We start from the raw sequence: 19218 nt of genomic DNA, 5'->3' as shown, positions 1-19218 counted from the left end.
CTATAAAAATAAAAAATCCTAACTAGGATTTATATTTTATTTATATTCTTTTAATTCAATAAATTTACCTGTATTTATAAATGTAACTATTTCTTGAACGTTAATTAAATGATCTCCTGCACGTTCTAAATTAATTAATTGTTTTAATAGTGCTGCCAGTTCTTTTGCTTGTTCTGATGTTTTTGCTTTTTGAATATGCTCAACTAAAATAGAGTAAAATTCTTTAAATTTAGCATCTGTTTTAATTTCTAGTTCTGTAATTTTTTTAGCTGTATCAATGTTTTGATTATTATGGAAAAGATGAGAAAAAGTATCAAGCATATCAACTACTAATTGAAATAATTCAATAATCATTTCTTCATGTTCTTGGCTTGGTTTAAATTTTGTAAAGAATTTTGAAATTGATTTTGAATAATCAGCTATTCTTTCAATCTCACGAGTAATTAAAATTCCACCGATTGCTAATCTTAAATCTTTTGCAATTAATTTTTGTTTTGAAATTTTTCAAAGTGCAACTGAAGTAAATTGATTTTGCATATCGTTAATAATCTTGTCATGTTCAATAACCATTTCAAGTTCAACTTCTTTATTTTCTTTAATAATTGCAAAACTTTCTGCATATTGAATTTTAGTTTCTTCGATCATTTCTTCGATCATATTACGTATTTGTTCTACATCTTTATCTAAAATTTTATTTATCATAACTTACACCTACTCATATCTACCTGAAATGTAATCTTCTGTTCTTGAATCTTTAGGATTAGTAAAGATCTTTTTAGTTTTATTATATTCAACTAATTCACCTTTTAAAAAGAATCCAGTGTAATCACTAATTCTTGTTGCTTGTTGCATTGAATGAGTAACCATTACAATTGTATATTCTTTTTTAAGATCTAAAACTAATTCTTCAACTTTTAAAGTAGCAATTGGATCTAAAGCAGAGGTTGGTTCATCCATTAAAAGAATTTTAGGTTTCATAGCAATTGCTCTTGCTATACATAATCTTTGTTGTTGACCACCACTTAACCCTAATGCAGCAGTGTGTAATATATCTTTAACTTCATCTCATAAAGCTGCTTTTTCTAGTGATTCTTGACATATTTGATGTAAAACATCTTTATCTTTAATTCCTTGAGATTTAGGACCATATATTACATTTTCATATATTGACATAGGAAATGGATTAGGTTTTTGAAATACCATACCAACTTCAGTTCTTAATTTAGTAATATCAGAATTATCTCCGTAAATATCTTCACCAAAAATTAGAATATCACCAGTAACTCTTGTACCATCAACTAAATCATTCATTCTATTTAATGATTTTAATAAAGTAGTTTTACCACAACCACTAGGTCCAATAAATGTAGTAATAGTACGTTCTTTAATATCCATATTAATATCAAATAAAGAGTGTTTTTTACCGTTATTGTAATAGAAATTAAAGTTTTTAATTTCTATTACAGTTGGTCTTTCTTTTTTTTGATAAGTTGAATTTTTATTAATACTTCTGTTCATTATTTTTTACCTCTTTTTTTGGTTTTTTGATATTCTTTTCTTTTTTCTATAGTTTGATTGATATTTTTAATAAATAATTTAATGTTAAATAATTTAATAATTGATTTAAATACTTTTTTAAATGATAAATTAATTTTTAAAATTATAGATTTAAATGAATTTGTATAAGTTTGACGCTTAGTTAGATTAATAAATAATGTTTTAATTTTATGCTCTGTTTTATGTTTAACTCCAACTAAAGCTGATGATATTCTACCACTTGTAAAGTTTAATGTTAAAACAAATACAATAGCTGTAAACGACATTAATCAAGCAATTTGTTCACCTTGTCCAGGTCCTGCTTCACTAGCTAACATATATATACCAGTAGTAAGTGTTGCTCCTGATGACATAAATCCTTCACTTGGCATTCTTATTGCTGTTCCTAGTGTTAGATAAATTGGAGCTGATTCACCTATAATTCTAGCCATAGCTAGAATTATTCCAGTAATAATAGCTTCCATAGCATTAGGAATAACTATTTTAAATAGAATTGCAACTTTGCTTAATCCAAGTGCTGAAGCAGCTTCACGATATGCTTTAGGAACACCAGTAATTGCATCTTCAAAGTTTTTAATTAACATCGGTAGAACAACTATAGTCATTGTAAGAGCAGCTGATAAAATACTAAATGGTAATTTTAATACTTGAATAAATACTGATAATCCAAATATACCAAAAATAATTGAAGGAGTTGAAGCAGTAATATTTAATAAGAATCTAAAGAATCTAGCAAATAATGATCTAGGTTTTGCAAATTCAGCTAAATATATAGCAGCTCCTAAAGCAAAAGGAATTGAAACTAATAAAGTACATACGATTAATAATAATGTAGTAAGCATTGCTGCTAATATTCCTGATTGACCTTCAATTTCAACAAATGCATGAGAATATTTAGTTAAAGCTGATAATCCGTGAACTGTTGTTGTTCCTATAATTCAGAATGTGAATGCAATTACAAATGCAGTTGATAATCACATTAAAGTTAACATAATAGAAGAATACATCTTTTTAAATAATTGATTTTGACTTCTATTTTTTATCATTAAATTTAATGATTCAGCATCGTATATTTTTAAATATTCAACTTTTTTATTTTTTGAGATTTTAGAATGTAACATCAATCTTATTTTTGCTGATATTTTATCTTTATTTGAAACCATTAATATTGAAATATTAATTATAAAAACTAATAAGAATAAGAATAATCCAATTGCATATAATCCAGATTCATGAATAACTCCACTATTTTCTAAAATCTCTAATCCTATAGTTGAAGATAATGTTCTAACTGAAGAGAATAAAAATCCAGATACACCATTATTCGTATTAAATCATCCAGTTGCATTTCCAGCAATCATCATAATAGCCATAGTTTCACCAATAACTCTAGCCATTCCTAAAATAACTGCAGAAATAATTTTAGGAGTTGCTGATTTTCTTACAATTGAAAATGTTGTTTTTTCTTTTGATATTCCTAAAGCTAATGATGAATCTCTATAACCTGCAGGAACTTGTTGAATAGCATCATAACTTAAACTAACCATAATAGGAATAGCCATAAATGCCATTGTAAGAGAAGCTACCATTAAATTATCATTTGTTTTTGTTCCCATAGCTTTAAATAAAATACCAATTTGTTCTCTTGCAAATAATCCAAAAACAACACTAGGAATACCAGCTAATAACTTAATAATAGTCATTGTTATTTTTTGAGATTTTTTAGATAAATATTCAGAAATAAATAATGTAGTAAATAAAGTTAACGGTACAGCAAATAACATTGATATACTCATTAAAATTATTGTCATTAATGTAATTATTCCAATACCAAATTCATTAGCTTCTGGATTTCAATTCTTACCAAAAACAAATTTTCAAAATGATTCAAAACTAAAAATATCTTTTGTTTTAAAACCAACAAAAACCACTAATAGGATCAATGTTAAAATCCCTGATAGTGTTAGAGCTCAAATTCCTGTTTTTAATGAACTTAAAGCTAGTCCATTACGTTGTTTAGGAATCTTAAAATCAATATCATTTTTTATTTCTTTTTTAAATAACATGTCTTCCTCTCAGTGCTAAACTAGTTTTTTTAAAAGATCTATGTGGTTTTTGTTTTCATTAATTAAACTATTATTTTGATTTGAATTATCATTTCTTTTTCATCTTTGAACTAATCCTAGATGTTGATAAGATGAACTAACTTCATTTGATGAAGATACTCATTGCATAAATTCTAAAATTTGTCTATTTTTATTATCATTATCTGTCATTTTATATAAAGCAATGAACGGTCTGTTTAAAGGGTAATCTTGATAATTTTCAGAATCTTCATTTATATCTCATTTTTTATTATTGCCTTTAATGATAACTGCTCTTAAATTTTTGTGATTTTTAATTTGTTGAGCATATTCCATTGATACAAATCCGAATGCTCCATCAGATTTATCTAATTGAGTAAAAATTGCACCATTTGAATTATATTGATTAACTGCTGTTCCAATTTTTGTTTTATTATTTTTAAAACCAGAAATGTGTTCAAATGAACTTCTTGTTCCTGATCCTGAGTTTGTTGAATAAGGGGTAACTTTCACATTTTTGCTTATATTATTTACTTGTTTTCCTGTTATAGCTTCATAAAATTCAGATCAACTAACTAACTTAGTTTGATCATTAACTGAATAAACTTTTTCTAATGCTTGGCTAGCTTTCTTATCAACAGTCCCTTTTTCTCCAAGATTAAAAGCGATATCCTTAGATTCTTTTTCAGTTAATCCTGTTCCTTTAATGTTATAAACAAAAACGATTGAGTCTTTTGCAAAATCAACAAAATGATAGGATTGAGATTTTCCATCTTGAGTTTTTTTCTCACTCATTATTTGTTTAAAAGTTTCTTCTTTTTTTACTTTCCCTTCTTCTATTTGTCGAAATAATATTCCATCACCATTGTTATCTTTTCTAACTAAGTTATTTCTTATTTCTTCTGGAATAGAGTTATCAGTTTCAGATTTAGAAATAAAACCAATACTATAAGTTTCATTAATAACATTTCTAGCACCAGCTCCAGATCCTGTTGATGAATAAATAAATGATTGACCAGTTTTTTGTCTATATTTATTCGTTAATTGTTGCATAATTGGATCAGCACTAGCACTTCCACCAATACTTATAGTATTATTGCTTTTTGAAAAAGTTCATACTCATAAACCACAAATAGAAGCTATTATTAAAATAAATATTAATAATAATCTTTTATTAACAATAATCTCTTTAAAATTTATACATCACCTTTTTATTTTTGATGTAGTTTGATTTTGTTTCATTTTAAATTGTTCTTCCCCTTTAAAATCAGTTATTTTTAAACTTTTAATAACTTTAAAATTATAACAAATATAAGCTAATTGTTTAAGGTTATTTTTTGTTGTTTTTATGTTATAAAATTACAACATTTTAAAAACAACTATAAGTCTTTTTTAAATGTCTTTTTAGCCATTTTATATCTAAATTTAGCATATTTAATACGTTTCTTTTTATGTTTGTATTTTCATTTAGCATTAATATATAATTCTTTTAATTGTTCTTTTTGTTCTAGATCATAACAATCTTTATAATCTTTTTTTCTTTTATCTAACTCTATTTTAGCTACTGTTTTTTCAGCATAAGTTAATTTAAGATCACTTAATGATTTTTGAAATATTTCTTGAATAGATAATGTTTTAGTGTAATTTAAACTTTCTAATAAAATATTGTCTTCTGAAAATATATCTAAATATAATTTTTCACTTTTAGCCATTTTAACAGCTGTATCAACAGCTTGAGCAAATGTTTTAAAATTACCTATTTTAATAGGCATGACAGCTATTTTATCTTCACTAATTTTTGATATACTTCAACTCATATTATTATCCTTTAATCTTTAATATTATTTTATACTAAAGCATAAATATAAAAAACTTAGATTTCTCTAAGTTTGTTGATTTCTTATTGGTGCCCTTTATCGGGGTCGAACCGATACGAGTCTCCTCGTCAGATTTTGAGTCTGATGCGTCTACCTATTCCGCCAAAAGGGCTTAACAATAATTATTATATCTTATAAAACAAAAAAAATATGACCTATAAAGGACATATCTTATTATTATTTTTTAAACTAATTTTTCTTGTTTTTTTAAAGTTCTTAAAGTTCTAGCTGAAACTTTGATGTTGAATACATTACCTTTTTCATCCATCACTCTAACTTTTTGTAAGTTTAAGTTTCATTTTCTTTTAGTTGCATTTAATGCGTGAGATCTAGAATTACCTGATAATGCAGACTTACCTGTTAATGCATCTTTTCTTGCCATAAATTTCACCTCTTACTTCTTTAAGTGTATCATACCTAAAAATATTACTATAAATAAAATAAATTTCAATAGTAAGTTCATAGATAAAGATATATTCTTATCAAATAATGAACTTAATATGAAATATATTTATGTATTTTTAGTTTTTTGTTTTTAAATTTTTACTGATATATAGTTGAATTATTGTGTTCCCGCTGGTGGTTGTGATTGTGATTGTGCTCCATCGTTTTGAGCTCTGGTTAAAATATCATTTAATGTCTGTTCTATTGTATACAATTCACCAATAGCATCTTTAACTCCACTTGAAAGATGATCTCATTCAGATTTTAAACTGGTTAAAATTGATTTGATGGTTTCAAGTTTCTTTTTTGTTTCCATCTTTTGTCAATCCTTAAATTTATCTTTAAGTGACGGATCTCTATCTACTAATATTTTAAAAAGACCTTCATTATCTAAAATTTTAAGATCATCTAGCAATTTTGTTAATTCATTTAGTTTTTTTTGGAAGAATTCTACTAATTTTTCACCACCAATTTTTACTTGCTCTAATATTTTTTTTACAACTTGATCTATTACTAAATTTTGATCAAACAATTTCATATTATTAAACTCGCCTGTTTTTATAACTTTAATTTCATCTTTTTCTTGACCATCTTCTTTTTGAACTTTAACTTGAGCTTTAATACCAGTGTTTAATAAGTTTTCTCAACTATCAGGTATTACAAGTTCTTTTTTAGATGATTCTAATTTAGTAGTTTCCTTTTTGGTTGCTTCTATATCATTATCATCAGATTTGTAATAAGCTAAATAATAAGTAACATCTTTATCATCATGATCTTTAACTTTGTAAAATGATAAACTTACAGCTTTTTTATAAACTTCTTTAGCATCATTTAATATAGTTTTACCTTGTGTGTTTATTCTATTAAGTTCATTATTTATTAGATTATTGTTATTTTTTATTGCGGTTAAATGCTTAGTTACATCACCAATTAATTTTTTAGCAGCGCTTGCTTCATTTTGAAATAATGTTCTTATTCTGTCTACTTCAGCATTATGTCTAATTGTTTTAACGGCATAAACAGATCCACCTGTTAATGCTGATCCAACAATTAAAGAACCAATTATAGGTAATAATAGTTTTTTCATTATTTTATCCTCCGTATTATAAAAATTATCAGTGTTTTATTATATTAATTAACTTACAGCTGGAGCCGTTTCTGATTCAGGTCTAGACGATCCATCACGACCACCATCTTCAGCTTCAGGTTTTTTAGGTAATTGGTCAGTATCATTTTTTAATCTATTTAAAATTTCTTCAGAATCTTTATCTAATTGTTCAAATCTTGTTAAGTTATCTTTAACTCATCCTGAAAGTTGGTCTCAATCAGTTTTTACTTCTTCTAGCAATTCTTTAATCTTTTCAAGCTTTTGTTTTGTGTTTTTTTCTTTTCAAGTGTTTTTATTAATACCAGTTTCTATTTTACCTAGTAAATTAACGAAATCTTCAACATCTATTTCTTTAAGATCGTCTAGCAATTTTGTTAATTCATTTAATTTATCTTGGAAGAATTTTATTAATTTTTCTCCACCTTGCTGAGTTTTTTCTAAGACGTCTTTAATAATTTTTTTAGTTACTTCAAGTTTATTCATAGTTGTAAATTTTTGAGCATTGTCAAATGTTTCACTTGTCAAAGGTTCATTTTTTTCCTCACCTTCAACAGTGTGTTCAACTTTAATTCCTTTATTTATTAATGCTTCTAAAGTAGCAGGAATAGGTTCTTTATTTCCCTCTAATTTAGTAGTTACTTCGTTGCCTTCAGTAACTTTTATTTCTTTATTCTGAATATCATAATAAGCTAAATAATAAGTAACATCTTTATCATCATGATCTTTAACTGTATGAGTTGTTAATTTTACAGCTTCTTTATAAACTTTTTTAGCTAATTCAAAATTGTCTTTAATTCTATCGTTGAAAGTATCAAGGTATTGTTTAATATCACGATTTTTTCCTTCAACTGCTTCTAATTGTGTTTTAAGACTTTTTATAATTTTTTGAGCGTTTTGTTTTTCTTCTTGTAATAATGCTCTTCATTGATTTATTTCTTTATTATGCATGATTGTTTGAACACCATAAATAGTTCCTCCAGAAATTCCAGAACCAAATATTAAACCAATCATGGGTAATAAAAGTTTTTTCATATATACCTCCAATTTTTAATAAATATCATATTAAAAAAGTAATACTCATATTAATTATCTAAAATTAAAAAAGAAAAAAAAGACTTGACAAATTTTTGATTATCTATCTTTTTACTTTAAAATCTTTTCTTTAAGATTATACTTTTTAAAAATATAAGATAAAACTCAAATAATTAATATAATAACTAAACTAATAACTAAACCTATTAAAAGTAGTTTTAAATCAACTATTTTAGCTTGTTTTTTATCATAACTATATAAATTTCTAGCTTGATGTTTTACTCAAAATGATTGATTAAAGTTTTTATTATTTTCTTTAGCTTGTTTTTTAGATTGAGCTAAATAATAATCTAAAATATGACCAAATTCATGATTAATAGTTTGATAAGTATGATTTGAAGCAAATCAAGATTTTAAGAAATTCTCTTGGTTAGTGTTATTAATACTAAAACTTAAAGTTCTAACTACAACAAAACTATAAATTACTGGTTTAGTATCTTTATCTCTATCTATATTTGTTTGAGCTACTCCATTAACACTTTCACTAGATATTTCTCTATTAATTTCATCTCTTATTATTATTTTTTTATGTGTAGTAAAAATTAAATTAATAAAAATATCTTTAAATTTATTATCAGTAATACTTTCTACTTTATTAAATAGTTTTAATAAATTATCTTTTAATTCATTTTTATTAAATAATTCTGTTCCAATAAAAGATTTATTATCTAAATTATCAATAGCTTTTTTTAAATTAATTGCACTATGTAATTTAAAGTTAAATAAAGAATTTTGTTTTCAATAATTATCTAAGTGATTAAAATCTTTGTAATAGTTTTTATTATTAGAATTATCAGTATTATTTTTATTATTAAAAACATTATATAACTGAGCATTACTAAAAGTTTGTAATATATCTAATATAGTTTTATTTTTATTTTCAATTTGAATAGATTGATCTATTTGATCTATTCTTTTATTTAATAGATCATTTAAGGTATTTGTATCAAATACAAGTCTAATATCATCAAGACCAATACTTGGTGCTTTATAAGTTCCATAAATATCTAAACTAATGTTTTTTAATACATCTTTTATATAACTAGTAGAAAAGAATCCAAACTCAGTATTCTTTTCATAACCTAGATCAGTACGTTTTTTATTTATTTTAGAATTATCTAAAAATAAATCATAAACAAAGAAATTATCTTGTTGTTTTCTATTAGTAAAATCTTTATCAATAATTTCTTTTATTTTATTTCATTTATTTAGTGTTAAATAAGTATTTAAATCTAATTCTTTTAATTGTTTATAAACATTATTAAAGAAATGATCTAATAAATAATAAACAGTGTTTTTTTGTTTATCATTACTTGAAATGTATCGGTTAAAACTTTCAGCAAAGAACTCTTCTTCTTTAGTTGTAGCATAATTTGAAACTACTATAGCACTAGATAAAAAACTATATTTAAATTGTTCGTTTCTAAATTCTATATTTTTATCATCTAATTTATGAGTTTGTTTATCTACTAATGCTTTTTTAATAAAAGTATTAATTATAAACTCATATATATTTTTATGTTTTTCATTTGTACTAATAGATGAGTTTTTATATAGATAATATCTTAAAGCTTTACTACCTCAAATAGGTCGATCTTGATTTTCTATTATAACTTCATCACCAGTTTGTTTATTTAATTGATAATTTAAGTTGTTAAATAATTTATTATTGTTTAAAGTAAAAACACTAGTAAATAAACTAGTTAAACTTATAAGTATTAATAAAAATATGTTAAAAGCCTTTTTCATTTATTCTCCTAGTGTTATATTTTAACAATAATAATTATAGATTATAGAAATAGTAAAGTAAAATATCCTGACATAAAGTCAGGATATGAAAATATTTTATTTTAATTTTAACCTCATATTCCTGGTTGTAAGTCATTATAACGTCCTCTAATTATTTTAGGTACATGATAATTTCATAGATCACCATTTCAAAGAGGACTAGTATGGGTAATAAAATGTAATGTAAAACACTCAGGATGTATATTTCAAGTAGACAAATCACTTTCATAATTTATTGCATCATTAAACATATGTGACATATTTCTTACATTAGAAACATTTCAATTAGATATATCTTGGTTGAATTTCTTAGCATTTTTAAACATACTACTCATATTAGTCACATTTGAAGTGTCTCAAGCAGTATATGTTGTCCCATCATCTCTTTTTACTTCTTGTGTTAAAATGGCTTGGTTGACCATTGAATCTTCAAACATACTACTCATATTAGTCACATTTGAAGTGTCTCAGTATTCTAAATTAATAATATGATTATATCTTCGAAATTTAAATCCTTTAAATGCTCCACTAAGATCTGTAATAAACCAAGGCAGATCTTTAGGTACTTTAGTAACAGGTTCTCCTATGTTTTCTATTTTACCATTTTCATCTCAACCAAATTTAAGTATTTCTGTACTTTCTGTACTTCTTACCCCTTCTCGGAAATATGGTCTTGTACTGGCTTTTTGACTTTTTTCATAAATATCTCCCATATCTAATTCAAGCTCTAATTGACCTTTTTTAACTTTAAATTTTTTATCGTTTGGACCCTTTTCTATTTTATTATTAGCTTTACTTTCATCTTGCAATTCAAATTTAAAACCTAAAGTTTTATTAAGTCTATCTAGTAAAGATTTATAAGTTTCACCACCTCAAACTGTGTCTCTCATTTTTGAGTTTCAAGCAATATGAATTATTGTTTCATATTGAATATTTTTACCTCTTGCTGTATCAATTTGAGCCTGTGTTGCACTTATTTTTCTGTTAAGTTTTTCATTTTCTTCTTCTAATCCTTTTATTTCTCTGTCTTTTAGTTCTATATCTTTATCATAACGTCTTATTTGACCTGATAATTCATCTCTGTTTTGTTCTAAAAGCATCTTTTCACTTTGAATAGTTCCCTGTGATTGTTGTTCAGTTGCAATCTTATTATTTATATCTAATATACTATCTTCTACTTCCTTTAATTTTTCTTGAGCATCATTTCTAGCATCTATAAGTCTTTGTTTTTCACCTAAAAGTTGACCAACTTTATTATTAATTTCAGTAATTTTAGTTTTTATAATTGTTATTAATCTATTTAACTCGGTAGTAATATTATCATCTTGTTGATTGTTTTGAGGATTTAATGTATGGCTTTGTTTATTTACATTACTAAAAATTAGTGCTGAAGTTGAAATTACACTAGTTGATGTTAAAAATGTTAAACCTAGTCATTTAAATAGTTTCATAGACTCACCTCCTAAATAATTTAAACAATTTAATTAACCAAATCCGTTTCCATCGGTGAAACGTTCTCTAAGAGTTGTAGGAAGATTTAATGATCGACGCGGGTTGTGGTAAAGTGGACATTGATCATTCATAAAAAATTCTGTTGTTGCTTTTTTGTCAACTCGTCAAGATGAAATGCTTTGCCTAAATCCTCTTGCATCTCAAAAAACTCATCTAAAATCTATTACCTTACTTGTGTTTCAACTTGCTATGTTATGGTTGAATGCATTTGTGTTTCTAAAAGTATTTATCATATACTTTACATTAGATACATCTCAATGTTCTAAATCTATTACAATATCTGATACTAAGTTTTGGAATGCTCCACTAAGATCTGTAATAAATCAAGGTAATTGTTTAGGTACTTTAGAACCAAAACGCATATTTTTTATTTGAACTTCTCCACCTCTATTTATAAAGTAACCTATTTGAGACACTTCAGTACCATGTTTATATTCTGGGTATCTTGGGTCATTTAATTTATAACTTCCACGTTTTTGATCTCTTTCTTTTTCATAAACATCCCCCATATCTAGTTCAAGTTTAATAGAACCTTTTTGAACTTCGAATTTTCCCGGTCTATCACCAATTTCTATATCAGCATCATTTTGATTTTCTAATTCAACGTCAATTCCAGTTGTATTTTTAAATCTATTTAATAATGAAGAATGAGTTTCACCACTTCAAACAGTGCCTTTAATGTTCTTATTTCAAGCTTCAACAATCAATTGTTCATATGCACTATTTTGTCCATTTAATGTAGAAAGCTCTTGTTCTTTTCCTTGTAATTCAGAAGTAAGTCTCGCTTTTGTTTCATTTAAACTCTTTATTCTTTGGTTCATATCTTGAATTTGTCGATTTTTTTGACCAACCTGTTCTCTAAGACTTATTATTTCTGCTTCTAAAGCACCTTTTTGTTGTAGAAGTTCTTGTGTTTCACCTTTTGCAGTTTCAAGAAGTGTATTTACATCTTCTAGTTCTCGTTGTTTTGCAGGGATTTGTCTATTATTAATATTTGATGTTTCATTTGTAAGATCTACTTTGTCTTGTTTAAGTTCTCCTATTTTATCATCAACTTCATTGATTTTAGTTTTTAAATCATTAATTTTTGTACTTAAGTTTTGTACTAAAGTATTTGCTGAGTTATTATCTTGTGAGTTTATATATTGGTTATGTTCACTTATGCTATTAGCAATTACACATGATGTTGAAATCACACTAGTAGCAGTTAATAAACCCAATCCTAGTCATTTAAACATTTTCATAAAATTGCACTCCTATATTCTTATTCTATTTTTTTTTTTTTTAGAATCAAGTATTTTTTAACAATACAAAAAATCCTGACATTAAGTCAGGATTATTAAAAATATTAATTTTCTATATTAAAATTAGTTATTTTTTTAATATCTAAATTTTGTTATGTACCTATTTTATTATATTGATTATTTCAACGATCTTTAATTTTTTGAGGAAGACAAATATCTCATAGTTTATATTTTACTCCTGTAGTTTGAACTACATATTCTTTATCTTTTCAAAGAGCTTCACTATGACCAATAAATTCAGTTGTTTTACAGTCGTCAGTTATTACTCAAGTAGATAAGTTTTGTTTATAATTTACTGCTCCTCAGAACATTTTTTCCATATGTTTTACATTTGAAGTATTTCAATTAGATATATTTTGGTTGAAATTTTTAGCATTTTCAAACATATGACTCATATTTGTTACATTTGAAACATCTCAATGATCTAAACCTTCAATTGACTCAAGCCCATTACCAGCAAATGCCCCGCTAAGATTTGTGATAAATCAAGGTAGTTGGTTAGGCACTTTAATCGCAACAGATACGACTTTCTCTATTTTTCCATTTTCATCTCAACCAAACTCAACTAATTGGTTACTATTAAGCCCTGGCTTTACATAAGGGGCTCACTTTTGTTTATTAGTTTTTGGATAAATACGTCCCATTTCTAATTCAAGTTCAATAGTACCTTTTTTAACTCTAAATTTTTTATCTCCACCGTTTTCAATTTTATTGCCAGATTGAGAATCACTTTTTAATTTGAATTCAAAGCCTGCGGTTTTATTAAATCTATCTAGTAGTGATTGATAAGTTTCGCCACCTCAGACAGTATCTTTCATTTTTTGATTTCAAACTTCAGTAACAATTTCTTTGTATGCATCATTTTGTTGTTTTATTGCACTAAGTTCAGCTTCTTTTGCATTTAATTGTTTTTTAAGTTGTTCAATATAATTTTTTAATTTTTTTATTTCTTCATCTTTTTCTTTAATTTCTTTATTAAGTTTATCTAAAACACTTGTTAAACCTGTCTTTTCAGTTTCTAATCTACCTTTTGTTTCTTGAAGTTGTTCTATATTTCCTTTTTCAGTTGCAATTAGTGTTTGTGTATTTTCTATTTCAGATTGTTTATCTCCGATTTGAATTTCAAGACTAGTTCTAGTTGATGTAAGACGTTCTTTTTCACCTAAAAGTTGACCAACTTTATCATTAATTTTAGTAATTTCATTTTTTATATTTCTTATTGTTGTATTTAACTGGTCGATAATAGTATCTGCTTGTCGATTGTTTTGAGGGTTAAATGTACGATCTTGTTTATTTACATTATTAAAAATTAGTGCTGAAGTTGAAATTACACTAGTTGATATTAAAAATGTTAAGCCTAGTCATTTAAATAGCTTCATAACTTTACCTCCTAATTTTTAATGATTTATTTTATTAGAAAATCTATAAATAATAATTTATATATGATAAATTTACGATGATTTAATTAAATGCTCTAATAAAAGGTTCTGGTTCTTGAGGGTGGTTGGTGGTATAACGAGCTCTAATGGTATGTGGCAGATTTGTGGTTCATAAAGGTTCTGCCCAAAGAGGGCAACCAGCAGTAACAAATTTAAATGTGTTTGCTTGAAATACTCATCAAGATGAAATATTACCATCAAATCCGTTTGCTCCTGAAAAAGTACCTTGAAATGATTCTACATTTCTTGTATCTCATCCACCTAAGTAGGCATTAACAAGAGATAATGAAAAAGTTTCATTCATACTAGTTACATTTGATACATCTCAATTTTCTAAACCAAAGTAGAATGGGAATTCAATTCGGTGATTATAGAAAGCTTCATCTAGATTTGTAACAAATCAAGGTAATTTACCACTTACTTTAGTCGAAATTCTACTTAGCGGTTCTATTTTAACTTCACCACTATCCAATACAGAATAACCTACTTCAGTCACCTCAGTACTTTCTGTAAACCCTCCGGTTCTTGGATTATAAGGTTTAGTTTTTTGTTTTCTTATTTTTGGATAAATATCTCCCGTATCTAGTTCAAGTTTCATTGAACCTTTTTTAACTATTAATTTCTTATTTTCACCATCACCAATTTCTTTATTGGCTTGATCTTGTTTGTCTAAATCAACTTTAACTCCAGTTGTTTTTTCAAATCTATTTAATAAACTTTGATATTTTTCTCCACTATAAACAGTATTTTTCATTTTTGAGTTTCAAATATTAGTGATCATTTGTTTATAATCATCATTTTCTGTGTTTATTTTAGTTATTTCATCTTGAGTGGATTGTAATTTTGATCTAAGATCCTTTATTTCTTTATTTTTATCACCTAATTCTTTGTTCATTTCACTAAGTTTGTTAGTTCGAGATGAAATATCAGATTTTAACGTTCCTATCTCTCTTTCTAGAACTTCTTTTTTACCTTTTATTGTTTCATGATTATTTTTTTCAGTTTCAAGTTCTGTTTTTACTCGTCCTAGTTCAGTTTCTTTTTCTTGTAAAGTTCTACTAAGCTGTGTTGTTAGATTTGTAAGATCTTTTTTTTCAGTTTCAAGACTTTTTATATTTTCATCAACTTCAGTGATTTTAGTTTTTAGTTCATCAACTTTTCTATTTAAGTTTTGAGCTAAAGTACCTGCAGAATTATTATCTTGTGAGTTTATATATTGGTTACGTTCACTTATGCTATTAGCAATTACACATGATGTTGAAATCACACTAGTAGCAGTTAGTAAACCTAACCCTAGTCATTTAAACATTTTCATAAAATTGCATCTCCTAATTTATGTTATGCATAATACTATTATTCTATTTTTTTTTTTTTTTGGAATCAAGTCTAAAGCACTAGTAATAATATTATTAATAATTAAAAAATCACTTAATTATTAAGTGATTTTAGTTTTATTCAGAAAATATTTTCATAACATTTTGATTAATAAAATGTAAATAATTATTTAATAAGTACTCACCAATTTCATCAAATGTAATTTGTTTTTCACCATTTACTAAAATAGAATAGTTTTCAAATTTAACTAATTTACGATTTTTTAAAAACATAATTCTTCTTGTAACAAAATCAAAAAACTCAAATAATTGTTGAGATATTACAACTAGATAATCATCATCATCAAGTACATTTTTAAATTTAAATTTATTAAGCATTCTTTTGACTCTTATATTATCAAGAGCTCTGTGCATTTTTCTTTCATATATTGATATTCATCAATTAAATCCTGATTTAATATAAAGATTAGAAGTTTTTTTATTCTTATAAAGAATTTCTAAATTATAAAAAGTTTTAAGTTGAGAGTATTATTAATAATTTTTTTAATTTCATTTAATTGAATTTCTCTTTTAATAATTGAACTTGTTTTAACAGATTTTTTAAATCTTGTAACACTAAAAATAAATATAACTAGTCCTGTTAAAAAATAAAGTATAAATGGAATAAATATAAATAAAAATTTAGTATCTAAAAATATTTCAATAGTTAATGAATTAGGATAAATATAAAATAATTCATAATATACAATAGGTTGATTTAACATAAAAAGAAATACTAAGAAATAAAATATAACTTCAACAATGTTTCTTGATCTAATTGAATCAAGAGTTTCTACATCCATATATTTTTGGAAATATTTTTTTAAATTATCTTTTCTTCTATACAGTATAAAACGATTAGCTATTATAAAAAATATTGTGACAATAGGCATAAAAATGTTAGATAAAACTGCAAATATTATAAATTGAGTGTTTGACATAATTAATCTTCTTTCTAATTTATTTTATAAATTTGATTTTATAACAATATCGGAACCGTAAAAAATAAGTGTGTCAGATACAAAAAAAACCGACTGGAAGAATTCCATCGGTTTTTTTAGTTTAAAGTTGACTCAAGCGGTAGACACCCTTTAAGGAAAAATTTTGTAACATAGCTTAAAAACTCAAAAAACTTCAAGATCAATAAATTTGAAAAATTAGAAAGGAAATAAAAAAAGATAAGAACCCTAAAGTTGGAAAGGAAAGGCTCTTATCTTTAATCATTCATGACAAGTTAATTATACCAAAAAATTCTTAACTTGTGAATAGTAAAGGAGAAAAAATATGTCACATATTAAGAATTGAATTCTAATGTTAGAAGATAACAATCCAAAAGAAATTGAATTGTTTTTGATGAATGAACGTTTCAACAAAACATATGAAAACAAAAAGTATGACAAGCTTTGTGAAAATACAATTTCAATTATCAAAAAAGCAAAACTTATAATTGGTGAAAGTTTTGTAGCTAAGTTAACAGGAGATAAGGTTGCAATTGAAATTTTAATGATTTTAAAAGCAATGAGTAAAGCTACTGTAACTAAAAAAACTTTATTAGAACTTGGATTCAAAAATTCAAGTATCAAATTAGCAATTAAAAAACTTTTTGAATTGAAAATACTCGATAAAGCAATTTATGAAAAATCTGGAATTTTAAAACTAACTAGAAAAGTTTTCAGAAATAAAAAAGAAAAGTTCTGAATCATTAAAGGTGAGTTTTTGATTAAGTACTTCTTGTTATATGGACTAACTAATTGCTTAGCTATGCTAGATAGTATGTATTGTTGAAAAGCAACCAAAAACAAACAGCTTGAAAATTCTAACAGTAAATTTGCTTTAGTTCAAAACAACTACTTTTTGAAACTAAATGTAAGTAGAACTAAGATTTGAAGAGCATTTAAAGCTTTGTCTGATTTTCTAGGTATTTGTTATTCAAAACTAGTTTTAATCATAAGAACAAGCGAAAAGAAATTTGATGTATTTTGAAATAAAAACGGACAACGAGTTAAAAAGTTTGTCTGTTATGAATTTAAAACTGAACGTTTACTATCGAGTGAAATTAAAAAACTTTTTCTGAAAAACTAGTTGAAGTTTAATTTCAATTAGTTTTGAGAGTTTGGAAATAAAGATAATAAACCGTCCGAACAGTACAAGTTAGGTGCAACTCCTGACCGGACGACCAATGTCTAAACTTTCCTGACTTTTAGAAATTAAACATTAACTAAAAATGTAATTTTAAGAAGAGCAGGTATTAAAAAAATATCTTTTTTGTCGTGTTTTGAATGCAAAAATTGACTAAAAATCAGTTTCTTGTTACTTTTTAAATTCATCACTAGTCAAAATTCGAAACATAAACAACTAGATAATAAACCTTTAATTAATTTCTTAATAAGTAAGGAAAATAACTATGATTATAAAAGTTGAATTTTCTAATAAGAATGTAAAGAAAAAAGAAAACAAGAAAAGTGGAAAAGTCCACGATCACGATTTTTATAAGTCTGGAACATATATCGATTACATAACAAGACAACAGGCTGTTTACATTCAAAAAGATGATGTAACTAAACAAGTTTTAAAACAAGAATATCAAGATAGAAATATTGAATGAGAAGATTTTTTAGATTCTAAATTAAAAATGAATTTCTTAACTGATGATCAATCTAAAACAGGACTTTATCGTTTGTTTGGTAAACAAGCTAATGATTTGTCAATTGAAAAGGAAAAGAAAATAGTTAAACAAATATCTGATAATCAAAATATTTGGGAAATGACTATTAATCCTGGACAACTTGGAATTGATACATTTTCTATCGATAAACAACAATGAAATGATATGTTGAATAAAAATATGAAAAGTTTTTTTAAAGCAAATAAGATTGATCCAAATAAAATAACTGGACACTGAGTAATTCACTCTAACACTAAATATCCACATATTCATTTAAGTTTCTGAGAAAAGTATCCTGATATAAATGGTAATTATAGGAAAAAAGGTTCATTTAATAAAGAAAGTGTTGAAAAACTAAAAACTATGTTTGAAACTAGTTTAACTTATCAAGAAGAATATGAAGATTTTTATGTAACTAAAAATTCTATTTGAGATTCTAGAAAAGAAATGAAACAACTGATGAAAGAACAAAACACAAAAACTGTTTTATATAACTCAGTTAAAACTATTAGAAGTTTTTATCAAGATAGTAGGAATAAAAATTATGCAGTATCTAAAAACGTCGATGAATTAAAACAAGCTGTATGAAATATTTTTGATCATATGAAAGATAACAATCCTAAATTGAATAATGAATATGAAAAATATATCAATGCAATTGAAGAAGTCAAAAACACTAACTACGAATCAAAAGAACTTCAACAACAAGCTAATGATTTTGTAAATAATGAGTTCGCTGAATTTGAAAGTCAAATTGGAAATATTATTATCAAAGACTGTTTAGGTGAACAAGCTTCTAGTTGAAGTGATGATAGTTTAGATTTAGCTTTCAACTGAAACGAATGAGATCGAATTTTTAGAGAATGAGAATGAGAGTTTGAAAATATTCAATTCTGAAAAAAAATCGAAGCATTGAAAAAATACAACAAAAACATTAAAGAAACTAAAATTTCATCTAATGTGGTAAGGAGATAG

The 19218-nt window shown here is 25.2% G+C and carries 17 protein-coding genes and 1 tRNA gene; 2 read left to right on the top strand and 16 right to left on the bottom strand.

Features of this window, described 5'->3' with window-relative positions; genetic code table 4:
- Window positions 1-36: 36 nt before the first annotated feature.
- The 16 genes from phoU to NX779_RS03095 all read right to left on the bottom strand — a co-directional run bounded on the left by phoU (window position 37) and on the right by NX779_RS03095 (window position 16519).
- Entirely contained in the window at window positions 37-702 is a 666-nt protein-coding gene (phoU, locus tag NX779_RS03170; RefSeq protein ID WP_259429977.1) for a phosphate signaling complex protein PhoU, read from the bottom strand.
- A gap of 9 nt (window positions 703-711) precedes the next feature.
- Complete coding sequence (gene pstB, locus NX779_RS03165; RefSeq protein ID WP_259429976.1) at window positions 712-1518, bottom strand: phosphate ABC transporter ATP-binding protein PstB; 807 nt, start codon at window positions 1516-1518, stop codon at window positions 712-714.
- A complete protein-coding gene (gene pstA / locus NX779_RS03160; protein WP_259429975.1) occupies window positions 1518-3623 on the bottom strand; it encodes a phosphate ABC transporter permease PstA in 2106 nt (701 codons plus the stop codon). Before pstA ends, pstB begins: the two co-directional genes overlap by 1 nt.
- Window positions 3624-3638: 15 nt before the next feature.
- The gene (ptsS, locus tag NX779_RS03155; RefSeq protein ID WP_259429974.1) at window positions 3639-4883 is read right to left on the bottom strand and encodes a phosphate ABC transporter substrate-binding protein; all 1245 of its coding nucleotides are present in this window, start codon (window positions 4881-4883) and stop codon (window positions 3639-3641) included.
- A gap of 137 nt (window positions 4884-5020) precedes the next feature.
- Entirely contained in the window at window positions 5021-5458 is a 438-nt protein-coding gene (locus NX779_RS03150) for a hypothetical protein (RefSeq protein ID WP_004429576.1), read from the bottom strand.
- Window positions 5459-5545: 87 nt separating this feature from the next.
- Window positions 5546-5630, bottom strand: a tRNA-Leu gene (locus NX779_RS03145).
- Window positions 5631-5702: 72 nt separating this feature from the next.
- Window positions 5703-5900 carry a 50S ribosomal protein L28 gene (rpmB, locus tag NX779_RS03140; RefSeq protein ID WP_004429574.1) on the bottom strand — a complete coding sequence of 66 codons (198 nt, stop codon included), beginning with the start codon at window positions 5898-5900 and terminating at the stop codon, window positions 5703-5705.
- Window positions 5901-6080: 180 nt separating this feature from the next.
- A complete protein-coding gene (locus NX779_RS03135) occupies window positions 6081-7049 on the bottom strand; it encodes a hypothetical protein (protein WP_259429973.1) in 969 nt (322 codons plus the stop codon).
- Between the two features lie 48 nt (window positions 7050-7097).
- Complete coding sequence (locus NX779_RS03130) at window positions 7098-8102, bottom strand: hypothetical protein (protein ID WP_259429972.1); 1005 nt, start codon at window positions 8100-8102, stop codon at window positions 7098-7100.
- A 111-nt stretch (window positions 8103-8213) separates the two neighbouring features.
- Entirely contained in the window at window positions 8214-9911 is a 1698-nt protein-coding gene (locus NX779_RS03125; protein WP_259429971.1) for a hypothetical protein, read from the bottom strand.
- 107 nt (window positions 9912-10018) lie between these two features.
- Window positions 10019-11401, bottom strand: coding sequence for a BspA family leucine-rich repeat surface protein (locus tag NX779_RS03120; protein ID WP_259429970.1), 1383 nt, complete (start codon window positions 11399-11401; stop codon window positions 10019-10021).
- Between the two features lie 33 nt (window positions 11402-11434).
- The gene (locus NX779_RS03115; RefSeq protein ID WP_259429969.1) at window positions 11435-12706 is read right to left on the bottom strand and encodes a BspA family leucine-rich repeat surface protein; all 1272 of its coding nucleotides are present in this window, start codon (window positions 12704-12706) and stop codon (window positions 11435-11437) included.
- A 152-nt stretch (window positions 12707-12858) separates the two neighbouring features.
- Window positions 12859-14145 (bottom strand): BspA family leucine-rich repeat surface protein, encoded by a 1287-nt coding sequence (locus tag NX779_RS03110; RefSeq protein WP_259429968.1) that lies wholly within the window; start codon window positions 14143-14145, stop codon window positions 12859-12861.
- 82 nt (window positions 14146-14227) lie between these two features.
- A complete protein-coding gene (locus tag NX779_RS03105; RefSeq protein ID WP_259429967.1) occupies window positions 14228-15520 on the bottom strand; it encodes a BspA family leucine-rich repeat surface protein in 1293 nt (430 codons plus the stop codon).
- A gap of 136 nt (window positions 15521-15656) precedes the next feature.
- Window positions 15657-15953: a hypothetical protein gene (locus tag NX779_RS03100; RefSeq protein ID WP_259429966.1), complete on the bottom strand. Its 297-nt coding sequence runs from the start codon at window positions 15951-15953 to the stop codon at window positions 15657-15659.
- Between the two features lie 83 nt (window positions 15954-16036).
- Complete coding sequence (locus NX779_RS03095; RefSeq protein WP_259429965.1) at window positions 16037-16519, bottom strand: hypothetical protein; 483 nt, start codon at window positions 16517-16519, stop codon at window positions 16037-16039.
- 343 nt (window positions 16520-16862) lie between these two features.
- On the opposite strand from NX779_RS03095, the gene NX779_RS03090 reads away from it, so the two are divergent.
- Both NX779_RS03090 and NX779_RS03085 read left to right on the top strand, forming a co-directional pair.
- Window positions 16863-17660 carry an MAGa4850 family ICE element protein gene (locus NX779_RS03090; protein ID WP_259429964.1) on the top strand — a complete coding sequence of 266 codons (798 nt, stop codon included), beginning with the start codon at window positions 16863-16865 and terminating at the stop codon, window positions 17658-17660.
- 322 nt (window positions 17661-17982) lie between these two features.
- Window positions 17983-19218, top strand: coding sequence for a relaxase MobL (locus NX779_RS03085; protein WP_259429963.1), 1236 nt, complete (start codon window positions 17983-17985; stop codon window positions 19216-19218).

The sequence above is a fragment of the Mycoplasma cottewii genome, from assembly GCF_024918975.1.
Taxonomy (GTDB): domain Bacteria; phylum Bacillota_I; class Bacilli_A; order Mycoplasmatales; family Mycoplasmataceae; genus Mycoplasma; species Mycoplasma cottewii.
This window is presented reverse-complemented; position numbering and strand designations above follow the sequence as displayed.